The sequence below is a fragment of the Agromyces sp. NPDC058064 genome, assembly GCF_042885275.1.
Lineage (GTDB): Bacteria > Actinomycetota > Actinomycetes > Actinomycetales > Microbacteriaceae > Agromyces.
The window spans coordinates 188,427-205,557 of sequence record NZ_JBHVSE010000003.1 but is presented as its reverse complement, the minus strand read 5'-3'; the positions used below and the strand labels follow the sequence as shown (position 1 = coordinate 205,557).

17 protein-coding genes are annotated in these 17,131 nt (G+C 72.3%); 7 read left to right on the top strand and 10 right to left on the bottom strand.

Annotated elements, in window-relative coordinates; genetic code table 11:
• Nucleotide 1 precedes the first annotated feature (1 nt).
• Genes ACFVSL_RS12650 through ACFVSL_RS12630 form a run of 5 tightly spaced genes read right to left on the bottom strand, consistent with a single transcriptional unit; the run spans nucleotide 2 to nucleotide 5,932 of the window.
• Nucleotides 2–1,093 carry an ABC transporter substrate-binding protein gene (locus ACFVSL_RS12650; RefSeq protein WP_386941330.1) on the bottom strand — a complete coding sequence of 364 codons (1,092 nt, stop codon included), beginning with the start codon at nucleotides 1,091–1,093 and terminating at the stop codon, nucleotides 2–4.
• Nucleotides 1,094–1,123: 30 nt separating this feature from the next.
• The gene (locus tag ACFVSL_RS12645; protein WP_386941329.1) at nucleotides 1,124–2,443 is read right to left on the bottom strand and encodes a sulfate adenylyltransferase subunit 1; all 1,320 of its coding nucleotides are present in this window, start codon (nucleotides 2,441–2,443) and stop codon (nucleotides 1,124–1,126) included.
• A complete protein-coding gene (cysD, locus tag ACFVSL_RS12640) occupies nucleotides 2,443–3,363 on the bottom strand; it encodes a sulfate adenylyltransferase subunit CysD (protein WP_386941328.1) in 921 nt (306 codons plus the stop codon). Before cysD ends, ACFVSL_RS12645 begins: the two co-directional genes overlap by 1 nt.
• A complete protein-coding gene (locus ACFVSL_RS12635; RefSeq protein WP_386941327.1) occupies nucleotides 3,360–4,220 on the bottom strand; it encodes a phosphoadenylyl-sulfate reductase in 861 nt (286 codons plus the stop codon). The genes cysD and ACFVSL_RS12635 overlap by 4 nt, the downstream gene beginning before the upstream one ends.
• Nucleotides 4,184–5,932, bottom strand: coding sequence for a nitrite/sulfite reductase (locus ACFVSL_RS12630; protein WP_386941536.1), 1,749 nt, complete (start codon nucleotides 5,930–5,932; stop codon nucleotides 4,184–4,186). Before ACFVSL_RS12630 ends, ACFVSL_RS12635 begins: the two co-directional genes overlap by 37 nt.
• Before the next feature lie 214 nt (nucleotides 5,933–6,146).
• Between ACFVSL_RS12630 and ACFVSL_RS12625 the strand changes: the two genes are divergently transcribed.
• From ACFVSL_RS12625 to ACFVSL_RS12610, 4 genes are read left to right on the top strand one after another with little or no spacing between them, the layout of a single operon-like run.
• Nucleotides 6,147–7,757, top strand: coding sequence for a radical SAM protein (locus ACFVSL_RS12625; protein WP_386941326.1), 1,611 nt, complete (start codon nucleotides 6,147–6,149; stop codon nucleotides 7,755–7,757).
• 9 nt (nucleotides 7,758–7,766) lie between these two features.
• Nucleotides 7,767–8,147 (top strand): hypothetical protein, encoded by a 381-nt coding sequence (locus tag ACFVSL_RS12620; RefSeq protein ID WP_386941325.1) that lies wholly within the window; start codon nucleotides 7,767–7,769, stop codon nucleotides 8,145–8,147.
• 4 nt (nucleotides 8,148–8,151) lie between these two features.
• Nucleotides 8,152–8,958: a prolipoprotein diacylglyceryl transferase gene (locus tag ACFVSL_RS12615; RefSeq protein ID WP_386941324.1), complete on the top strand. Its 807-nt coding sequence runs from the start codon at nucleotides 8,152–8,154 to the stop codon at nucleotides 8,956–8,958.
• Nucleotides 8,942–9,499: a hypothetical protein gene (locus tag ACFVSL_RS12610; protein WP_386941323.1), complete on the top strand. Its 558-nt coding sequence runs from the start codon at nucleotides 8,942–8,944 to the stop codon at nucleotides 9,497–9,499. Before ACFVSL_RS12615 ends, ACFVSL_RS12610 begins: the two co-directional genes overlap by 17 nt.
• A 32-nt stretch (nucleotides 9,500–9,531) precedes the next feature.
• Here the strand turns inward: ACFVSL_RS12610 and ACFVSL_RS12605 are convergent, their stop codons facing one another.
• Complete coding sequence (locus ACFVSL_RS12605; RefSeq protein ID WP_386941322.1) at nucleotides 9,532–10,329, bottom strand: sirohydrochlorin chelatase; 798 nt, start codon at nucleotides 10,327–10,329, stop codon at nucleotides 9,532–9,534.
• 95 nt (nucleotides 10,330–10,424) lie between these two features.
• Between ACFVSL_RS12605 and ACFVSL_RS12600 the strand changes: the two genes are divergently transcribed.
• Nucleotides 10,425–11,657 carry a glycosyltransferase gene (locus ACFVSL_RS12600; protein WP_386941321.1) on the top strand — a complete coding sequence of 411 codons (1,233 nt, stop codon included), beginning with the start codon at nucleotides 10,425–10,427 and terminating at the stop codon, nucleotides 11,655–11,657.
• A gap of 15 nt (nucleotides 11,658–11,672) precedes the next feature.
• On the opposite strand, the gene ACFVSL_RS12595 is transcribed toward ACFVSL_RS12600, so the two are convergent.
• Nucleotides 11,673–12,464, bottom strand: a complete 792-nt coding sequence (locus ACFVSL_RS12595) for a cache domain-containing protein (RefSeq protein WP_386941320.1) — start codon at nucleotides 12,462–12,464, stop codon at nucleotides 11,673–11,675.
• 119 nt (nucleotides 12,465–12,583) lie between these two features.
• Nucleotides 12,584–12,712, bottom strand: coding sequence for a hypothetical protein (locus ACFVSL_RS12590; RefSeq protein WP_386941319.1), 129 nt, complete (start codon nucleotides 12,710–12,712; stop codon nucleotides 12,584–12,586).
• A gap of 102 nt (nucleotides 12,713–12,814) precedes the next feature.
• On the opposite strand from ACFVSL_RS12590, the gene ACFVSL_RS12585 reads away from it, so the two are divergent.
• Both ACFVSL_RS12585 and ACFVSL_RS12580 read left to right on the top strand, forming a co-directional pair.
• Complete coding sequence (locus tag ACFVSL_RS12585) at nucleotides 12,815–13,300, top strand: ABC transporter permease (protein WP_386941318.1); 486 nt, start codon at nucleotides 12,815–12,817, stop codon at nucleotides 13,298–13,300.
• Nucleotides 13,301–13,311: 11 nt separating this feature from the next.
• Nucleotides 13,312–14,109, top strand: coding sequence for an ABC transporter permease (locus ACFVSL_RS12580; protein WP_386941317.1), 798 nt, complete (start codon nucleotides 13,312–13,314; stop codon nucleotides 14,107–14,109).
• 66 nt (nucleotides 14,110–14,175) lie between these two features.
• Here the strand turns inward: ACFVSL_RS12580 and ACFVSL_RS12575 are convergent, their stop codons facing one another.
• Together ACFVSL_RS12575 and ACFVSL_RS12570 are read right to left on the bottom strand one after the other, a co-directional pair.
• Nucleotides 14,176–16,080, bottom strand: coding sequence for a VWA domain-containing protein (locus ACFVSL_RS12575; RefSeq protein WP_386941316.1), 1,905 nt, complete (start codon nucleotides 16,078–16,080; stop codon nucleotides 14,176–14,178).
• A gap of 211 nt (nucleotides 16,081–16,291) precedes the next feature.
• The gene (locus ACFVSL_RS12570; RefSeq protein WP_386941315.1) at nucleotides 16,292–17,032 is read right to left on the bottom strand and encodes a hypothetical protein; all 741 of its coding nucleotides are present in this window, start codon (nucleotides 17,030–17,032) and stop codon (nucleotides 16,292–16,294) included.
• Nucleotides 17,033–17,131 lie beyond the last annotated feature (99 nt).

Below are 17,131 nucleotides of genomic sequence, written 5' to 3'. Positions count from 1 at the left end.
TCTACTCCTCGCCGAGGCCGCCCGCGGAGACGGGCTCCTCGCCGGCCTCCTCGCGCAGCTCGTTCAGGATGCGGAGGTCGAACAGCCCGTCGATCGAGCCGTCCTTCTGGGTTCCGGCCTCGAGGCCGTTCGCGACGAGGTCGGCGAAGGTCTCGGCGTGGGGGTCGACCGAGAAGACGACGTGCTCGAGCGCGCGGTCGATGACCGCGTCGTCGAGCGGCTTGCCCGTCTCGGCCTCGATGCCCGCGTTGATCACGTCGGCCGCCTGGTCGGCGTTGTCGGCGAGCCAGGCGATGGATGCCTCGTGCCCCTCGAGCAGCGCCTTGACCGTCTCGGGGTGCTCGGCGAGGAACTCGGCCCGCACGAGCAGCACCGTCGTCGGGAAGGCGCCGTCGTCCCACAGCTCGGCCTCGTCGACGAGCACGTGCGCACCCGCGTCGACGATCAGGCGCGACACCCAGGGTTCGGGCAGCCACGCGCCGTCGACCTCGCCCTGCTGGAACAGGGTGAGCGTCTGCGCGTTCTCGGTCGGCGTGATGTGCACGTCGCCGCCGCCCTGCGTGTCGGTCTCGAAGCCCTCGTCGGCGAGCCACGCGCGCAGCGCGACGTCCTGCGTGTTGCCGAGCTGGGGCGTCGCGAGGGTGGTGCCCTCGAGGTCGTCGGCCGAGTCGATGCCGTCGCGCACGACGAGCGCGGCGCCGCCGGTCGCGGCGCCCGCGACGATGTGCGCCGACTGGCCGCCCGACTGGATGAAGGTGTTGATCGACGGGTTCGGGCCGATGTACGTCGCGTCGATCGCCCCTGCCGAGAGCGCCTCGATCGCGGCGGGGCCGGCGTTGAACACCGAGGTCGTGAGCTCGGTGTCGCCGAGGGCGTCCTGCAGCAGCACCTCCTCCAGCCCGACGATGGCGGGCGCGTGGGTGACGTTCGCGAAGTAGCCGAGTCGCAGCTCGGCGGCGGGCGAGGTGCTCGCCTCCGCGTCGTCGTTGGGAGCGGCCCCCGCGGCGGCGGAGCAACCGGCCAGCATCATCGCCGCCACTCCAAGTGCGGTGATCGTCAGGGCCTTGCTGATGGTGCGGGTGGTGCGGTTCACGGTTGTCGCCTCCTTACGGATCGTTGGTGCCTACTGTTCGGTGATGCCGGCGGCCAGGGTGCGGCCGTCGGACGGATGGATGACGAGGAAGGACCCGGCATGCCGGTTCTCGCCGTACGGCTCGAGGGGGAGGTCGGCCGCGACGCGGATCGTCGCCCGGCCGATGTCGTTCACCTCGAGCGAGGTCGCGGGCACGTGCTCGAGGGTGTCGAGATCGCGCTTCGCGTCGATGGAGGCCACGAGCCCCTGCACGGTCGTCGTGCCGTGCTTCACGAGCACGCGGGTGCCGGGGGCGAGGGCGCGCGGGTCGAGCTGGAACAGCTCGGCCTCGAACTCGCGGCGCGCCTCGGGCAGGGTGCCGGCCGCCGCGATGACCGCACCGCGTGCGGCGTCGATCTCGTCGGCGAGGCGCAGCGCGACCGATTGCGGGGCGACCGCCTCGTCGAGGGATGCCCCGGCCTGGTCGATGCCCGTGACCGTCGTCTCGATGCCCGCGGGGAACACCGTGACCCGGTCGCCGACCCGCACGCGCCCCGACCCGATGCGCCCGGCGAACGCCCGGTAGTCGCGGAACGACTCGGCCCGCTCGGGGTCGCCGGCGACGTCGGGTGCGAAGCCGCCCTGCGGGCGCAGCACGAGCTGCACGGGCAGGCGGAACGGGTCGTACTCGGTGTCGAGCTCGTCGTGCGAGGGCAGCGACTCGAGCAGTTCGAGGAGGGCCGGCCCGTCGTACCAGGCGGTGTTCGGCGAACGGTCGACGATGTTGTCGCCCTCGAGGGCCGAGACGGGCAGCACGTGCACCTCGTCGATGCCGAGCTCGCCGGTGACGCGGCGCACCTCGGCTGCGACCGCCTCGAAGGCGCCCCGGTCGTAGCCCAGCAGGTCGATCTTGTTGACCGCGACGATGACGTGCGGCACGCGCAGCAGCGCGACGACCGAGAGGTGCCTGCGGGTCTGCTCGAGCACGCCCTTGCGGGCGTCGATGAGCACGACGACGGCGTCGGCGGTCGTCGCACCCGTGACCATGTTGCGGGTGTACTGCACGTGCCCGGGGCAGTCGGCGAGGATGAAGCTGCGCGCGCCCGTCGAGAAGTAGCGGTACGCGACGTCGATCGTGATGCCCTGCTCGCGCTCGGCGCGCAGGCCGTCGGTGAGCAGAGCGAAGTCGAAGCCGGTGCCGGCGCCGAAGCCGCGCTCGGCCGAGGTGCGGGCGACCGCTTCGAGCTGGTCGGCGAGGATCGCCTTCGAGTCGTGCAGCAGGCGCCCGACGAGGGTCGACTTGCCGTCGTCGACCGAGCCCGCGGTCGCGAAGCGGAACAGGGTGCTCGGGGCGGTGAGCGTGTCGGTCATCAGAAGTACCCGTCCTTCTTGCGGTCCTCCATGGCGGCCTCCGAGATGCGGTCGTCCGCCCGGGTCGCGCCGCGCTCGGTGAGGGTCGACTGCGCGACCTCGCGCACGACGGCCGTCACGTCCGCGGCATCCGATTCGACCGCGCCGGTGCAGCTCATGTCGCCGACCGTGCGGTAGCGCACCGTGCGCAGTTCGACGCGCTCGTCGGGGCGGGGCTGCGAGACCTCGCCGACCGCTCGCCACATGCCGTCGCGGCGGAACACCTCGCGCTCGTGCGCGTAGTAGAGCGGAGGCAGCTCGATGCCCTCGCGCTCGATGTAGCTCCAGACGTCGAGCTCGGTCCAGTTCGAGATCGGGAAGGCGCGCACGTGCTGGCCGGGCGTGTGCCGGCCGTTGTACAGGCTCCAGAGCTCGGGGCGCTGGTTGCGCGGGTCCCACTGGCCGAACTCGTCGCGCAGCGAGATGATGCGCTCCTTCGCCCGCGCCTTGTCCTCGTCGCGGCGGGCGCCGCCGAACACGGCGTCGTGCTTGCCCGCGGCGATCGCGTCGAGCAGGGGCTGCGTCTGCAGCGGGTTGCGGGTGCCGTCGGCGCGCTCCTGGAGGCGGCCGTCGTCGAGGTAGTCCTGCACGAGCGCGACTTCGAGGCGCAGGCCGAGCCGTTCGACGGTCGCGTCGCGGAACGCGAGCACCTCGGGGAAGTTGTGGCCGGTGTCGACGTGCAGCACCGGGAACGGCACGCGGCCCGGCCAGAAGGCCTTCGCCGCGAGGTGCAGCACGACGACCGAGTCCTTGCCGCCCGAGAAGAGCAGCACGGGCCGCTCGAACTCGGCGACGACCTCGCGGATGATGTGGATCGCCTCGGCCTCGAGCAGGTCGAGGGTGTCGAGCGCCGTCGCCGGGGCGGTCAGTACGTCGGTCATAGGTGCAGCCCGCATTCCGTCTTGTCGAGGCCCGACCAGCGGCCGGATCGGGGGTCTTCGCCCGCGGCGACGGGCTTCGTGCACGGCTCGCAGCCGATCGACGGGTAGCCCTCGGTGAGCAGCGGGTTCACGGTCACGCCGAACGCGCCGGCGTAGTCGATGAGTTCGTCGAAGCTCCACGCCGCGAGCGGGTTGACCTTCACGAGGCCGTTCCGCTCGTCCCACGTGACGAGGGGCGTGTTCGTGCGGGTGGGCGCCTCGTCTCGGCGCACGCCCGTGAACCAGAGCTCGTAGCCCGCGAGCGAACGCTGCAGCGGCTCGACCTTGCGCATCGCGCAGCACGCGCCGGCGTCGCGGGCGAAGAGGTCCTTGCCGTACTTCGCATCCTGCTCGGCGACGGTGAGCTCGGGCAGCACGTCGACGATGCGCACGTCGAGCGAGGCGGCGACGCGATCGCGCGTCTCGACGGTCTTCGCGAAGTGGTACCCCGTGTCGAGGAAGAGCACGTCGACTCCCGGCAGCGACTGCGCGACCACGTGCGGCAGCACGGCATCGGCCATCGAGCAGGCGACGGCCGCGGCATCCACGTCGAAGTTGCGCGCCACCCAGGCGACGACCTCGTAGGCGGATGCCTCCCCGTCGGCCAGGCTCCGGAGCTCGGCGTTCCCCGCCTCGGCGAGGGCCTTCAACGTGGCGGCGTCTCTCTTCGGTGGTCGAGGAGGGAGCGAAGCGACCGTATCGAGACCCGGCGCCCGGTCTCGATTCGCTCCTTCGTCGCTACTCGACCACCGGTGGTCGGACGCCCCGAGGTTGCGGGCGCTCATCGCAGCTCCTCCTCGTCGGCGCGGTGGGCCCATTCGGCGAAGGTCTCGTCGACCGAGGCATCCCGCTGTGCGAGGAAGCGGCGCACGACCTGCTCGACGTAGTCGGCGAGGCCGTCGGCGGTGACCTTGAGGCCGCGGACCGTGCGGCCGGTGCCGGCCTCCTCGCGGGTGGCGGAGGCCAGGCCGCCGCCGAGGTGCACCTGGAAGCCCGGGGTCTGGCCGCCGTCGCCGTCGGGCAGCAGCTGGCCCTTGAGGCCGATGTCGGCGGTCTGGATGCGGGCGCACGAGTTCGGGCAGCCGTTGACGTGCAGGCTGATCGGGTGCGGCAGCTCGATGCCGGCGAGGCGCTCCTCCAGGGCGATGACGGCCTCGGTCGCGGTCTGCTTGGTCTCGACGATCGCGAGCTTGCAGAACTCGATGCCGGTGCACGCGATGGTGCCGCGGCGGAAGAGGCTCGGGCGGGCCTGCAGCCCGAGCGCGTCGAGCTCGGCGACGACCTGCTCGACGTGCTGCTCCTCGATGTCGAGCAGCACGAGCTTCTGGTGCGGCGTCGTGCGGAGACGCCCCGAGCCGACGCGCTCGAGCAGCTCGGCGAGACGGGTGAGGGTCGTGCCCGAGATGCGCCCGACGAACGGGGTGACGCCGATGTAGAAGCGGCCGTCGTGCTGGCGGTGCACGCCGACGTGGTCGCCCTGCGTGAGCGGCTTCGGCGCCGCGGGGCCGTCGGGCAGCGGGGCATCCAGGTATTCGGTCTCGAGCACCTGGCGGAACTTCTCGGCGCCCCAGTCGGCGACGAGGAACTTGAGGCGCGCCCGGTTGCGGAGGCGCCGGTAGCCGTAGTCGCGGAAGATCGCGGTGACGCCGTACCAGACGTCGGCGACCCGGTCGGGGGTGACGAAGGCGCCGAGGCGCACCGCGAGATGCGCGTTCGTCGAGAGGCCGCCGCCGACCCACACGTCGTAGCCGATGCCGAGCTCGGGGTGCTCGACGCCGACGAACGCGACGTCGTTGATCTCGTGCACGATGTCCTGGCTGGGATGCCCGGTGATCGCCGACTTGAACTTGCGCGGCAGGTTGGCGAGCTCGGGGTCGCCGATGTACTTCTGCTGGATCTCGAAGATCTGCGGCGTCGGGTCGATGAGCTCGTCGGCGGCGATGCCGGCGACGGGGGAGCCGAGGATGACGCGGGGCACGTCGCCGCACGCCTCGGTCGTGGAGAGGTCGACGGCCTCGAGGCGGCGCCAGATCTCGGGCACGTCCTCGACGCGGATCCAGTGCAGCTGGATGTTCTGGCGGTCGGTGAGGTCGGCGGTGTCGCGCGCGAACTCGGTCGAGATCTCGCCGATGACCCGCAGCTGCTCGGTCGAGAGCTGGCCGCCGTCGATGCGCACGCGCAGCATGAAGAACTCGTCCTCCAGCTCGTGCGGCTCGAGGGTCGCCGTCTTGCCGCCGTCGATGCCGGGCTTGCGCTGCGTGTAGAGGCCCCACCAGCGGAAGCGGCCGTGCAGGTCGGTGCCGTCGATCGAGGCGAAGCCGCCCTTGGCGTAGATCGTCTCGATGCGCTCGCGGACGCTCAGGCCGCCGTCGTCCTGCTTCCACTGCTCGTTGGCGTTGAGGGGCTCGGTGCCGTCGACCTTCCACTGGCCGTTCGGGCGGTTCGCGCCGGGCCGGGCCGGTCGGCCCTCGGGGCGCGCGGGGCGCTCGGCGCGGCCTTCGGCACGCGGCGCGCGGGTCGTCTCGCTCAGCGTCACGGCTGCCTCCCGGTGGTCTGGATCACGACGGATGCCCCGTCGCTGAGCCGACGCTAGGCGAGGGATGCTCGTGCGGCACGTTCGTGACGGCGGCCCCCGTCACGTTGCGTCACGGGCGGTCGCGGGGCGCCGCATTGCGTCACATGCTTGACATCGGGTTCGCGAGCGGGGCTCCCGCCCGAGGCATCCCGACCGCTATCGTGAGCCCATGCCGACCGCCGCTGGTACCGGAATGCCCCTGCGGGACTACCGCATCCACCGCTACGTCAACGCGTTCTGCCCGCGGTGCCACGAGGAGGACCCCGAGCGGCCCCTCGCCGACGTCGCCCGGCTCTCGGGCTGGCTCGCGATCCGCGACGACCGGGTGTGGCTCGAGCGCGGCTGCCCGACGCACGGGCTCGTGAGCACGATGTACGACGAGTCGCCCGAGATCCTGACGTACCTCGAGCAGTGGACCGCGCCGACGAAGGTGCACACGCCCGACCTCTCGGGCAACTTCAAGCCCGTGCCGTCGGCCTACGAGGACGGCCTGCCCGAGATGCAGACGCAGCACACGTGCATCCTGCTCGAGGACCTCACCGACCACTGCAACCTGCGCTGCCCCACGTGCTTCGCCGAGTCCGGCCCCGCCGCGACGGCGATCGCGCCGCTCGCCGAGGTGCTCGCCTCGGTCGACGCGAAGCTCGCGCGCGAGAACGACCGCATCGACGTGCTCATGCTCTCGGGCGGCGAGCCGACGCTCTACCCGTGGCTCGAGCAGTTGCTCGACCACCTCGTCGCACGTCCCATCGTGCGCATCCTGCTCAACTCGAACGGCCTCCGCATCGCGCAGGATGACGCCCTCGTCGAGACGCTGAAGAAGCACCGCGAGCGCGTCGAGGTCTACCTCCAGTTCGACGGCGAGAGCGCCGAGGCCTCGGCGTACCACCGCGGCGCCGACATCCGCCGCTTCAAGGACCGCGCGCTCGAGCGGCTGTCGGAGGCGGGCGTCTTCACGACCCTCACGATGACCGCGGCCCTCGGGGTCAACGACGGCGAGATCGGCGCGGTGATCCGCCGCGCGATGAGGACGCCGTACGTCGGCGGGGTGACGATCCAGCCCGTGTTCGGCTCGGGCCGCTCGGCGGGCATCGACCCGAACGACCGGCTCACGCACACGGGCGTGCTCGCCCGGCTCGAGGCGCAGACCGACGGCGAGGTGACGTGGCGCGACCTCACGGCGCTGCCGTGCAGCCACCCGCACTGCTGCTCGGTCGGGTATCTCCTGCAGGACGACTCGGGCTCGTGGAACTCGCTCACCGCGCTCGTCGGACACGACCGGTTGAAGGAGTTCCTCGACCTCAACCCCGACCTCATCGCGAACCGCATCGCCGACAGCAACATCAACCAGGCGCTGAAGGACAGCGTCAAGCAGTCGCTGCTCGACCTGCTGAGCGAGCAGTCCTCGCTCTCGCACCCGTCGATCGGGTCGCTGTGGAAGGACATCTGCACGGGCTGCGACCTCGGCATCGGCACGCTCACGCAGCTCGCGACCTCGGCGCTGCCCGGCCAGCACAAGCGGCTGCGGCGGTTCCTCGGCGAGCGGGTCAAGCGCATCACGGTGAAGCCCTTCATGGACATCAACACGATGATCGAGGAGCGGCTCACGCAGTGCTGCGTGCACGTCGCGACCGTCAACGAGCAGACCGCGGCCCACCAGTGCGCACCGTTCTGCGCCGTGCAGGCGTGGGCGCCGCTCGCGCGCACGCGCATCTCGACGGCGACGGGCGAGGCGGCCGTCACCGGCGGCCGGCGCGAACTGCCGGTGACGGTGGCGTAAGGGGATCGCATGGGCGACGCGTCGCGCGGCAACGGCGTCGGGGCGGGGGATGCCTCGGGCTCGAACCCGTTCGCCGGGCTCAACCGCTTCGACGAGACGGTCGGCGCGCCGCCGGCCCCCGCGCCGTACGACCCGCTGCGCCTCTGCGTCTTCACGACGATCGCGCTCATCACCTGCGTGCTCGGCCCGATCGCGCTCGCCGTGTTCGCGGGCATCGCGATCGCCGGCTACGCGAAGGCGCGACGGGCCGGCCTGCTGCGCTCGAAGTGCAAGCTCGGCGACACCCGCAACGTGCTCGCCTACCTCGTCGTGGTCGAGGTGCTCGCGCTCGTCGCCATCCCCTTCTGGGTGATGCTCTGGGCCGGTGCGTTCGCCGGGATCGGGGCCTGATCGCATGTTCCCGACGCTGCCCGATCTCCTCGGCTGGGGCCCGCCGATCGACACGCACTCGTTCTTCGTGGCGCTCGCCATGCTCGCGGCGGGGCTCGTCTTCGTCGTCGAGTCGCGCCGCCGGGGGCAGACCGATGCGCGCGTCGCGGCGCTCGTGCTCGGCGCGCTCGCCGGGGCGGCGATCTTCTCGCGGCTCGGCACCTGGGTACGGCACCTCGACCTCTCGCAGAACCTCGACCTCGTCACCCAGCTCACGCAGGGCAACGCCTCGGTGCTGAGCGCCCTCGTCGGCGCGTGGCTCGGCGTGCACGTCGCGAAGCGGCTCGTGAAGTACCCGTTGCGCACGGGCGACCTGTTCGCGCCGGCGGTCGCGCTCGCGATGGCGATCGGCCGGTTCGGATGCCTCTTCACCGAGCTGCCCGGAACACCGACCGGCGCGGGCTGGGGAATCGTGCTCGACGAGGCCGCAGCCGCACGCGTCGGCGGCCCGGCCGGGGTGCCGCTGCACCCGAGCTTCGTCTACGAGATCGTCTTCCAGGCGGTCGCGTTCGTCGCGCTGTGGTTCTGGTTGCGGCATCGGCCGATCGCCGCGGGCGAGACGCTGACGATCTACATCGCCGCGTACGCGATCTTCCGCTTCTTCGTCGAGTTCGTGCGGGGCAACGAGGTCGCGTGGATGGGCCTCACCCGCCCGCAGCTGTTCCTGCTGGTGACGATTCCGCTGCTGCTGGCCCGTCTCGCCTGGAAGGCGTCGCGCGGCCGGCTCACGACCGAACGAGAGAGGATCGCCGTCGATGTCGCCCGACCCTGACGAGCCCACGCCCGAGGAGCACGAGGGCGGCGGCGAGCCGACGCCCGACGAGGCGGCTCCGGCCGTCCCGCCGGCTCCGCCCGGCCCGCCGACTCCGCCGACGCCCGACGAGGCGCCTCCGCCCGTGCCGGCGGCGGCCGAGACGCCGCCGGCGGTGCCGCCCCCGCCGCCCGTGCCGCAGGGCCCGGTCGCGTCGCCCTACGGTCCGCCCGCCTACGGGGCGCCCGGCACGCCCGGCGATCCCGCTGCGGGCAGCGAGCGCCCCGGACTCAGCACCGGCGCCGGCATCGGCATCGGGGTCGGCATCGGCTGCGGCGCGCACGTGGTCGCGTTCATCCTGCTGCTCGCGACGCTCATGCTCGGCGGCATGTTCGGGTCGACGCTGATCGGCATCATCTGGCCGTTCGTCGTGGTCGCGGTCGTCGCGATCGTGATGCTCTTCTGGAAGCGCACGCGCGGCATCGCGATCGGCATGCTCATCGTCGCCGCTGCCGCGTGGATCGTCGTGCTCGGGCCCTGCCTCGGGATTATGGGGGTCTGAGCGGAGGGGTCTCGATTCGCTCGCTGCGCTCGCTACTCGACCACCGGTGGCTGCGCTCGCTCCCCGACCACCGGTGGCTGCGCTCGCTCCCCGACCACCGGGAACGAGTCGACGGCGACGTCGTAGCGGGCGAGCACGATCTCGACGAGCTCGTGCGGCGGGGCCGCATCGGGCACGATGAGCGGCTCGGTGACGAGGTCGGCGCCGGCGGCCTCGGCGAGGTCCTGGAAGTACCCGGGCGCGAGCAGGTAGCTCGCGACGACGACGCGTGCGCCGGGGGCCTCCGCCCTCGCCTGCGCGACCGCCTCGGGCAGCAGCGGCTCGGCCGCCGAGAGGAAGCCGATGCGGATGTCGCGCCCCGTCGCCGCGGCGAGGCGCTCGCGCATGTCGTGGCAGTCGCGCACGGCGCGGGCGTCGCTCGAGCCCGCGACCGACAGCACGACGAGGTCGTCGTCGCGGAGGCCCGCCTCGGCGAGCCGACGGGCGAGCACGGTCGCGAGCCGGTCGTCGGGGCCGAGGGCGCCCGCGAGCACGACCCGGCGGTCGGCGGTCGCCTCGACGGCCTCGGTGAGGTCGACGTGCACGTGGTACCCGGCCGACAGCAGCAGGGGCACCACGACCGCGGGCTCGCCCGGCGCGAGCGAGGCGAGGGTCGCGGGCACGTCGGGCTGCTCGACGTCGACATGACCGAGGCGGGTCGACGGCGGGGCATCCGGATGCCCCGTGCCGAGCGCTGCGGCGACCGCGTCGTGCAGCGCGCGCACCGCGCGGCGGCCGTCGGGCGATGAGGTGCCGTGCGAGATGCCGACCAGGGCGGGGACCGTCGTCATCGTGACATCGTCGCAGACGCCGGGTCGCCGACGGGCTTCGATTCCGATTCGTGACGAGGCGGGCGCGAAGCCGGCCCGGCCGCTAACGTTCTGGCATGGCGACCGTCCTGTTCTGCCCGGTGACCTTCAACCTCGCCGAGACGACCCGCATGATCCAGGTGGCGCGGGCGCTCGACCCCGCGCACCGCGTGGTGTTCCAGGGCTACGAGACCGACTTCGTCGACCTCGTCCGCGAGGCGGGGTTCGAGTATCTCGCCGGCACTCCGGCCTGGGGGCGGGCCGAGCGAGACCAGGCGATCGCGTTCGACCAGGGGCGTTCGTTCCGCAGCCCGTTCACGCGTGAGCTCGTACGAGCGAGGGTGGAGCTCGAGCGGCGCACGATCCGCGAGCTCGGAGCTGCGGCGGTCGTGACGGGGTCGAATCTCACCTCGTTCATCTCGGCGCGCGCCGAGGGAGTGCCGCTCTTCTACCCGGTGCCGTTCCCGCTCACCCGGCCGCAGGTCGCTCAGACGCGGCGGATGGGCTTCGTGACCGGGTCGGGGCGCATGGCGAGGGCCGCCGATCGCGTCGCGACGGCCGCCTTCCGGTGGATCTACAACTCGGCACCGCTCGCGCCGCGCGCATTCACGAGCGTCGCGAAGGCGAACGGGGTGCCGCCGCTGCGCACCGTCTCGAGCCTGCTCACGGCCGACCGCAACCTCGTCACCGAGATGCCGTGGGAGATGGACGGCTTCGAGCTGCCCGACGGATTCGAGCTCGTCGGGCCGATCTTCGCCCACCTCGACGCACCGCTGCCCGACCTCGTCGGCGAGCTCGCGTCGGCGCCCGAGCCGCTCGTCTACCTCGGGCTCGGCTCGTCGGCCGACCGACGGCTCGCGCTCGCCGCGGCCGGGGCGCTCGGCGGGCTGCCCGTGAACGTCGTCGCCCCGATCGGCCACTACCTCGAGCCGGGCGACCGGGTGCCGCCCAACGTGCACGTCACGCCGCTGCTGCCGGCGCACCGGCTCGGCGGGCTCGTCGACGCCGCCGTGCTGCACGGCGGCCAGGGCACCGTGCAGACCGCGTGCGCGACGGGCGTGCCGTTCGTCGGCATGGGGCTGCAGCCCGAGCAGACCTGGCATGTGCGCAGCTGCGCGAAGCGCGGCAACGCGGTCGCGGTCCCGCCGAAGCACGTCGGGCGCCCCGAGTTCGTCGCGGCGGTGCGGCGCGTGCTCGACGACCCGGCGATCCGCACGGCGGCCGACGAGGTGCGGCGGGCGTACGAGGGCGCGGACGGCGCCGCGGCCTCCGCGAGGCTCATCGAGGCGGCGGTCGCCGGCCGGCACTGATCTGCGGTCGGTGCGCTACGCCTCGAACACGAGCGCGAGCGAGGTGTCGCCGCACGGCACGACCGTCGCGCCGCCCGGCAGCGCCGAGCTCTCGCCCGGGGCGCTCCCCTCGCGCTCGCGAAGCGGCGCGAGGGCGTCGGCGAGCCCGTCGAGGCGCAGCAGGGCGCCGGTCGCGCGGTGCGAGTCGGTCGACGTGACGATGCGCCCCGACGCGTTCACGAGCGTGCAGGGATGCCCCGACTCGCGAACGACCGGCAGCAGCACGCGTTCGAGGCTCGCCACGTACAGGTCGGTTCCGACGACGCCCGCCATCTCGCCCGCCGCCCGCACCGGCGTGGTGATGGTCACCGTGTAGTCGTCCGTGCAGAGGTAGTCGACGTACGGGCCGGTGAGGTGACGCGTGCCGGTGCGGGCGGGCACCCGCCACCACTCGAGCACGGTGTAGTCGCGGAACTGCTCGGCGTCGGGATCGCTGACCGCGTCGAGGCGGCGCAACCCGGGCTGATCGCCCGCGCCGAACGTGTTCGCACCGCTGAGCCACCAGGCCAGGTGCCAGGGCGCGTCGGCGAGGTAGCCCGGTGCGGCGACGAACCCGGCGCCCGTGATGAGGCTGCCCGGCGCCTCGAGCGGCGGTCCGACGAGCTCGGCGATGCGGGGATCGAGTCGTTCGGCGCTCGGGACGGCGACGGAGAGGAGGTCGGCCTCGATGCGGTCGCGCCAGCCGTCGATCATCGCGAAGACGGGGTCGATGGTCGAGGCGATGCGCGCAGCGATCTGCAGCGCGGTGACGTCGACGGTGACGGTCATGGCCTCGGTCCTTTCTGTGAGGGACGGTGAGGGGAGGAGGGATCGGGGAACGAGGGGGAGGAGCGGGAAGCGGGGCGGGACGGTGCGATCGGCTGCCGTCGGGGAGCGGGGCGGCGTGGCTACGGCAGCGGTGCCGGGGTCTCGAGGCGGGCCTTCTCGTCGATGAGCCACTCGACCGCCGATTCGATGTGGGCGGTGGTCGCGCGGCGTGCGCCATCGGGATCGACCGAGCGGATCGCCTGGATCACATCGAGCCTCGCCTTCCTGCTGCGGTCACGATACGCCTGTTCGCGCATGCACAGCCAGAGCAATGGGCCTGCCTCCGCCTGGAGGCGCTGGCGAGCTACCTCGTGAAGGCGTACGCGTGGCGCTCGGTGCTCTCGCAGGACGGCATCCTCGAGTGGCTCGTGGCGCCCTTCGGCGGCGAGACCATCGGCTACGGGCTCCCGGCGACGATCATCACCCTGTCGTACCTCTGGCTGCCCTACGTGATCCTGCCCATCTACGCCGGGCTCGAGCGCGTGCCCGACTCGTTGCTCGAGGCATCCGCGGACCTCGGCGGACGCACCTGGCCGACGCTGCGTCACGTGGTGTTCCCGCTCGTGCTGCCGGCGATCATCGCCGGCACGATCTTCAGCTTCTCGCTCTCGCTCGGCGACTACATCACGGTCAACATCGTCGGCGGCGCGAACCAGATGCTCGGAAACCTCGTCTACACGAACGTCGGCGCGGCGAACAACCTCCCGCTCGCATCGGCGATCGCGCTCATCCCGATCGTGATCATCTTCGGCTACCTGTTCCTCGTGCGTCGCACCGGCGCCCTCGACAACCTCTAAGGGGCGAACGCATGCGACTGTCGCGGCCTTTCCGCATCACCCTCGGCGTCATCACGACGGCGGTCCTCGTGGTCGTCTACGTGCCGCTCCTCGTCGTCCTCGTGAACTCGTTCTCGACGTCGACGTCGCTCACCTGGCCGCCGCCGGGCTTCACGCTCGAGTGGTGGGGCAAGGCGTTCCAGAGCGCCGGCGCGCTCGACGCGGTCGGCACGAGCATCGTCGTCGCGCTCGTCGCGACGGCCGTCTCGCTCGTGCTCGGCACGCTCATCTCGCTCGCCCTGCAGCGGTTCGAGTTCTTCGGGCGCGAGGCGATCAGCCTGCTCGTGATCCTGCCGATCGCCCTCCCCGGCATCATCACCGGTATCGCGCTCAACAACTTCTTCCGCACGATCATGGGGGTGCCGCTCTCGATCTGGACGGTCGTGATCGCACACGCGACCTTCTGCATCGTGACCGTGTTCAACAACGTCATCGCGCGGCTGCGCCGCCTCGGGCTCAACCTCGAGGAGGCGTCGGCCGACCTCGGCGCGGGCGTCTGGACGACGTTCCGGCTCGTCACGTTCCCGCAGCTGCGCTCGGCGCTGCTCGCGGGCGGACTGCTCGCCTTCGCGCTGAGCTTCGACGAGATCATCGTGACGACGTTCACCGCCGGCTCCGGGGTGACGACGCTGCCGATCTTCATCCTGAACAACATGTTCCGGCCCAACCAGGCGCCGATCGTCTCGGTCATCGCGGTCGTGCTCGTGCTCGTCTCGATCATCCCGATCTACATCGCGCAGCGGCTCTCGGGGGAGGAGCAGCGGCGGTGAGGCATCCGTCGCCCTGCGACGCGTCGGATGCTCCGCTCCGACCTCGGAGGAGGCCGGAGCGGCCGGTCAGAAGCTCGTGACGAGGTCGCCGAGCACCGCCGAGATCTTCGTCGGGTCGGTCGCGTCGTAGAACTGCGCCCCCGTGGCCGTCGAGATCTCCCGGAGGGTCTTGGTATCGGCGTTGGCGCCGTACGCGAGGGTGAACACGAGCACGGGAGTGTCGTCGTCGTGCAGGCGCTCGAGGCCCGCGAGCAGCTGCTTCTTCGAGGTCGGGCTCGGCCCGAGCGTCTCGTTCTTGCCGTCGCTGAGGAGCACGATCGCGTTGATGCGCTCAGGGTCCCAGTCTTCGGCGCGCTGCTTCGCGAAGGTGTCGACCGCCGTGTACAGGGGCGTGAACTCGACGGGTCGGAGGGCGCCGAGCGCCTCGAGGAACCTGGCGCGGTCCGTTCGCACGTCGGCGACGGGGCTCACGAGCCCGGGTGCGACCGGCCCGTCGTCGACGGCGCTGAACGCGGCGAGGCCGATGTTGTCGCCCTTCGAGAAGTGGCCGAGCGCCTTCTCTATCGCCTTCTTGGCCGCGGCGAGCTTCGTCTCGCCGGTCGGGATCTTCTCCTCCATGGAGCCCGAGACGTCGACCAGGAACAGCACCTGGGCCCGCTTGCGCACGTCGGGGAAGGCGCTCTCGATCGCGGCGAGCACCTCGCGGCCCGGGAAGGCGAGCGCACCCGACGGGCGCTCGGGCAGGCCGCCGACCTGGCTCACGATGGGGTCGAGGGCGCCGTTCAGGTCGTGGTAGCCCGAGGCGCGCACGAGCTGCTGCCCCTGCTTCGTGCCCGCGAACGTCAGGAGGTCGCGCGCCGCCTCCTTCTCCGAGGCGTCGACCCAGGGGCCCTCGAGCACGGTGAGGGGGTTGTCGGCGACGTAGTACCCGTCGCTCGGATAGATGGGCACGAGCTGCTCGCCGGGCGGGGTGGACTCGGCGCGGCTCACGCCGTCCGAGCTCGTGATGCCGCGGTTGTAGTCCCAGACCGTCTTCTCGTCGATGATGACCGCCGAGAGGAAGTCGGCGATGGAACCCTGCTTCTCGGATGCGCGCGCCTGCGCGAGGAAGCGCTCGGGCGTGGCCATGTAGTGGGTCGTGGCGAGCTCGTCCTGGCGGACGGCGTTGACGACCTTCGTCGAGTGGATCTGGCTCGTGGTGAGCTCGGCCAGGGACCCCGCCTCGCTGCCGAACTCCGCGAGCATGGCGGCCTGGCCCGAGCTCGCCATGAGCGGGCTCGTCTTGCCGAGCTTGAAGGCGCCCCACTCGGGGTGCTCCATCCAGCTCCAGGTGGCCTCGTCGCGTGCGGCGTTGAACACCTCGTTCCAGGTCGGGCGGTCCTCGCTCCAGCCGATCGCGTCGGCGAGCGACTGGGGCATCGCGAGCACGATCGCCGACGATCCGATGCTCGTGCCCTCGGCGGGCACGTTCTCCGCTCCGCCCGCGTCCTGCGCGACGGCGAGCCACGAACTCGCGTCGGGCAGCCAGACGGTCGGCTTGTCGTCGGCGGCGACGCCCGGGAACCCGCCCGCCGCGGCCGTCGCGGCCGTGCCCGAGACCGCCTTCGACACGACGGCGTCGACGCAGCGCCCGTCGACGCTGCGCGGCCGCGCGTTGTAGCCCTCGACGAGGCGCGCCACCAGCTCGGCGTTCTCGTACGACGAGAGCACGTTGAGCGAGATGCAGGGCTTCCTGCCGTCGTTCGCCGACGGATGGTCGGAGGGGAAGACGCCGGGCGACGCGGTGACCGAGGCGGTCGGCGTCGAGCCGACCGCGCCGCCCTGCCCGGTGAGCACGACCGCGGTCGCGACGCCGCCGCCGAGCAGCACCATCACGAGCGATGCGGCGGCGATCACCCACACCCGGCGCCGGCGCTGCTGTCGATGCTGCCGCTTCGAACGATCGCGGCGGTCCATGTCGTCGGCGCTCACGGCCGGTGGCCTCGCGCACCGCGCAGCGGTGCGGGGTCGGAACGTCGTCGCGTCGATGCCGGACGGGGCGTCGGCGTCGGCGCGCAGGTGACGAATGCTTCGGGCATCATGCGTCCTGGGAGGGGGGTCGGGGGTCAGGCGATACTATCCTGCGACGGCCCGTGCGCCAATGGGTTCTCGCGGCCGACGCCGGAGCTCGGCCGCGATCGGGTCACCGGCAGGGACGCCCGTGGCCCGCTCCGTCCCCGTGTCCGGGGCGGTGGTGCTCGTGACGCCGGTGCTCGTGACGCTCGTCGGCGTGCCCGTGCCCGTGCCCGGCATGGCCCTGGTGGCCGTGGCCGTGCCCGGCGTGGCCCTGGTGGCCGTGGCCGTGGCCGTGGCCGTGGCCGTGGCCGTGGCCGTGGCCGTGGCCGTGGCCGTGCCCCTCCCCGTGCTCGTGCGGGTGCCCGTGGTGCCCGTGCCCGCGACGCCGGTCGTGTCCGGTCGTGCCGTGGTGTCCGCGGCGCTCGGGGCGGCGGCGGGGCATCCGCTCGCCCTCGTGCCAGCCGAGCTCGCGCGCGACCGACTCGAGCGTCGCGAGGGTCGTCTGGAAGTCGTCGGGCGAGACCGCGCCGGCGACGCGCGAGCGCAGCGCGGTGACGCGCTCGAGGAGCGCGGCGTACGACGCCTCGCCCTCCTCGGTGAGCCGGGGCGCGCCCGGCTCGTCGGTGACCCAGCCGCGCTGGACGAGCGGAGCGAGGCGCTCGGGACGGGCCGCGATCTTGCGGCGGAGTCGTTCGTCGTCGACCGTGCCGGCGATGACGTTGAGCCGTCGCCAGTCGCGCCGGGTGATGCCCTCGTCGGCGAAGAGCTCGAGCATGGCGTCGTCGAGCTTGCGGTCGACGACGCGGAGCCAGTACCCGATCGGGCGCTGGGCGGGGGCGGGGGTCTGAAGGTTCTCAGGGGAGTTCATGGTGGTTCCTTTCATGGCGTGCTGCGCACGCCGGGGGTCGGCGGCACTGGAGGCCGCCCGTGACTGCGAGTCCGTCCGCTCCGCTCGATCGGGCGGTCG

Coding starts and splice junctions, on each gene's coding strand:
- ACFVSL_RS12570 (WP_386941315.1), bottom strand. CDS start 17,032: ATGAACTCCCCTGAGAACCTTCAGACCCCCGCCCCCGCCCAGCGCCCG.
- ACFVSL_RS12615 (WP_386941324.1), top strand. CDS start 8,152: ATGTTCCCGACGCTGCCCGATCTCCTCGGCTGGGGCCCGCCGATCGAC.
- ACFVSL_RS12625 (WP_386941326.1), top strand. CDS start 6,147: ATGCCGACCGCCGCTGGTACCGGAATGCCCCTGCGGGACTACCGCATC.
- ACFVSL_RS12595 (WP_386941320.1), bottom strand. CDS start 12,464: ATGACCGTCACCGTCGACGTCACCGCGCTGCAGATCGCTGCGCGCATC.
- ACFVSL_RS12600 (WP_386941321.1), top strand. CDS start 10,425: ATGGCGACCGTCCTGTTCTGCCCGGTGACCTTCAACCTCGCCGAGACG.
- cysD (WP_386941328.1), bottom strand. CDS start 3,363: ATGACCGACGTACTGACCGCCCCGGCGACGGCGCTCGACACCCTCGAC.
- ACFVSL_RS12605 (WP_386941322.1), bottom strand. CDS start 10,329: ATGACGACGGTCCCCGCCCTGGTCGGCATCTCGCACGGCACCTCATCG.
- ACFVSL_RS12580 (WP_386941317.1), top strand. CDS start 13,312: ATGCGACTGTCGCGGCCTTTCCGCATCACCCTCGGCGTCATCACGACG.
- ACFVSL_RS12645 (WP_386941329.1), bottom strand. CDS start 2,443: ATGACCGACACGCTCACCGCCCCGAGCACCCTGTTCCGCTTCGCGACC.
- ACFVSL_RS12610 (WP_386941323.1), top strand. CDS start 8,942: ATGTCGCCCGACCCTGACGAGCCCACGCCCGAGGAGCACGAGGGCGGC.
- ACFVSL_RS12620 (WP_386941325.1), top strand. CDS start 7,767: ATGGGCGACGCGTCGCGCGGCAACGGCGTCGGGGCGGGGGATGCCTCG.
- ACFVSL_RS12635 (WP_386941327.1), bottom strand. CDS start 4,220: ATGGGCCCACCGCGCCGACGAGGAGGAGCTGCGATGAGCGCCCGCAAC.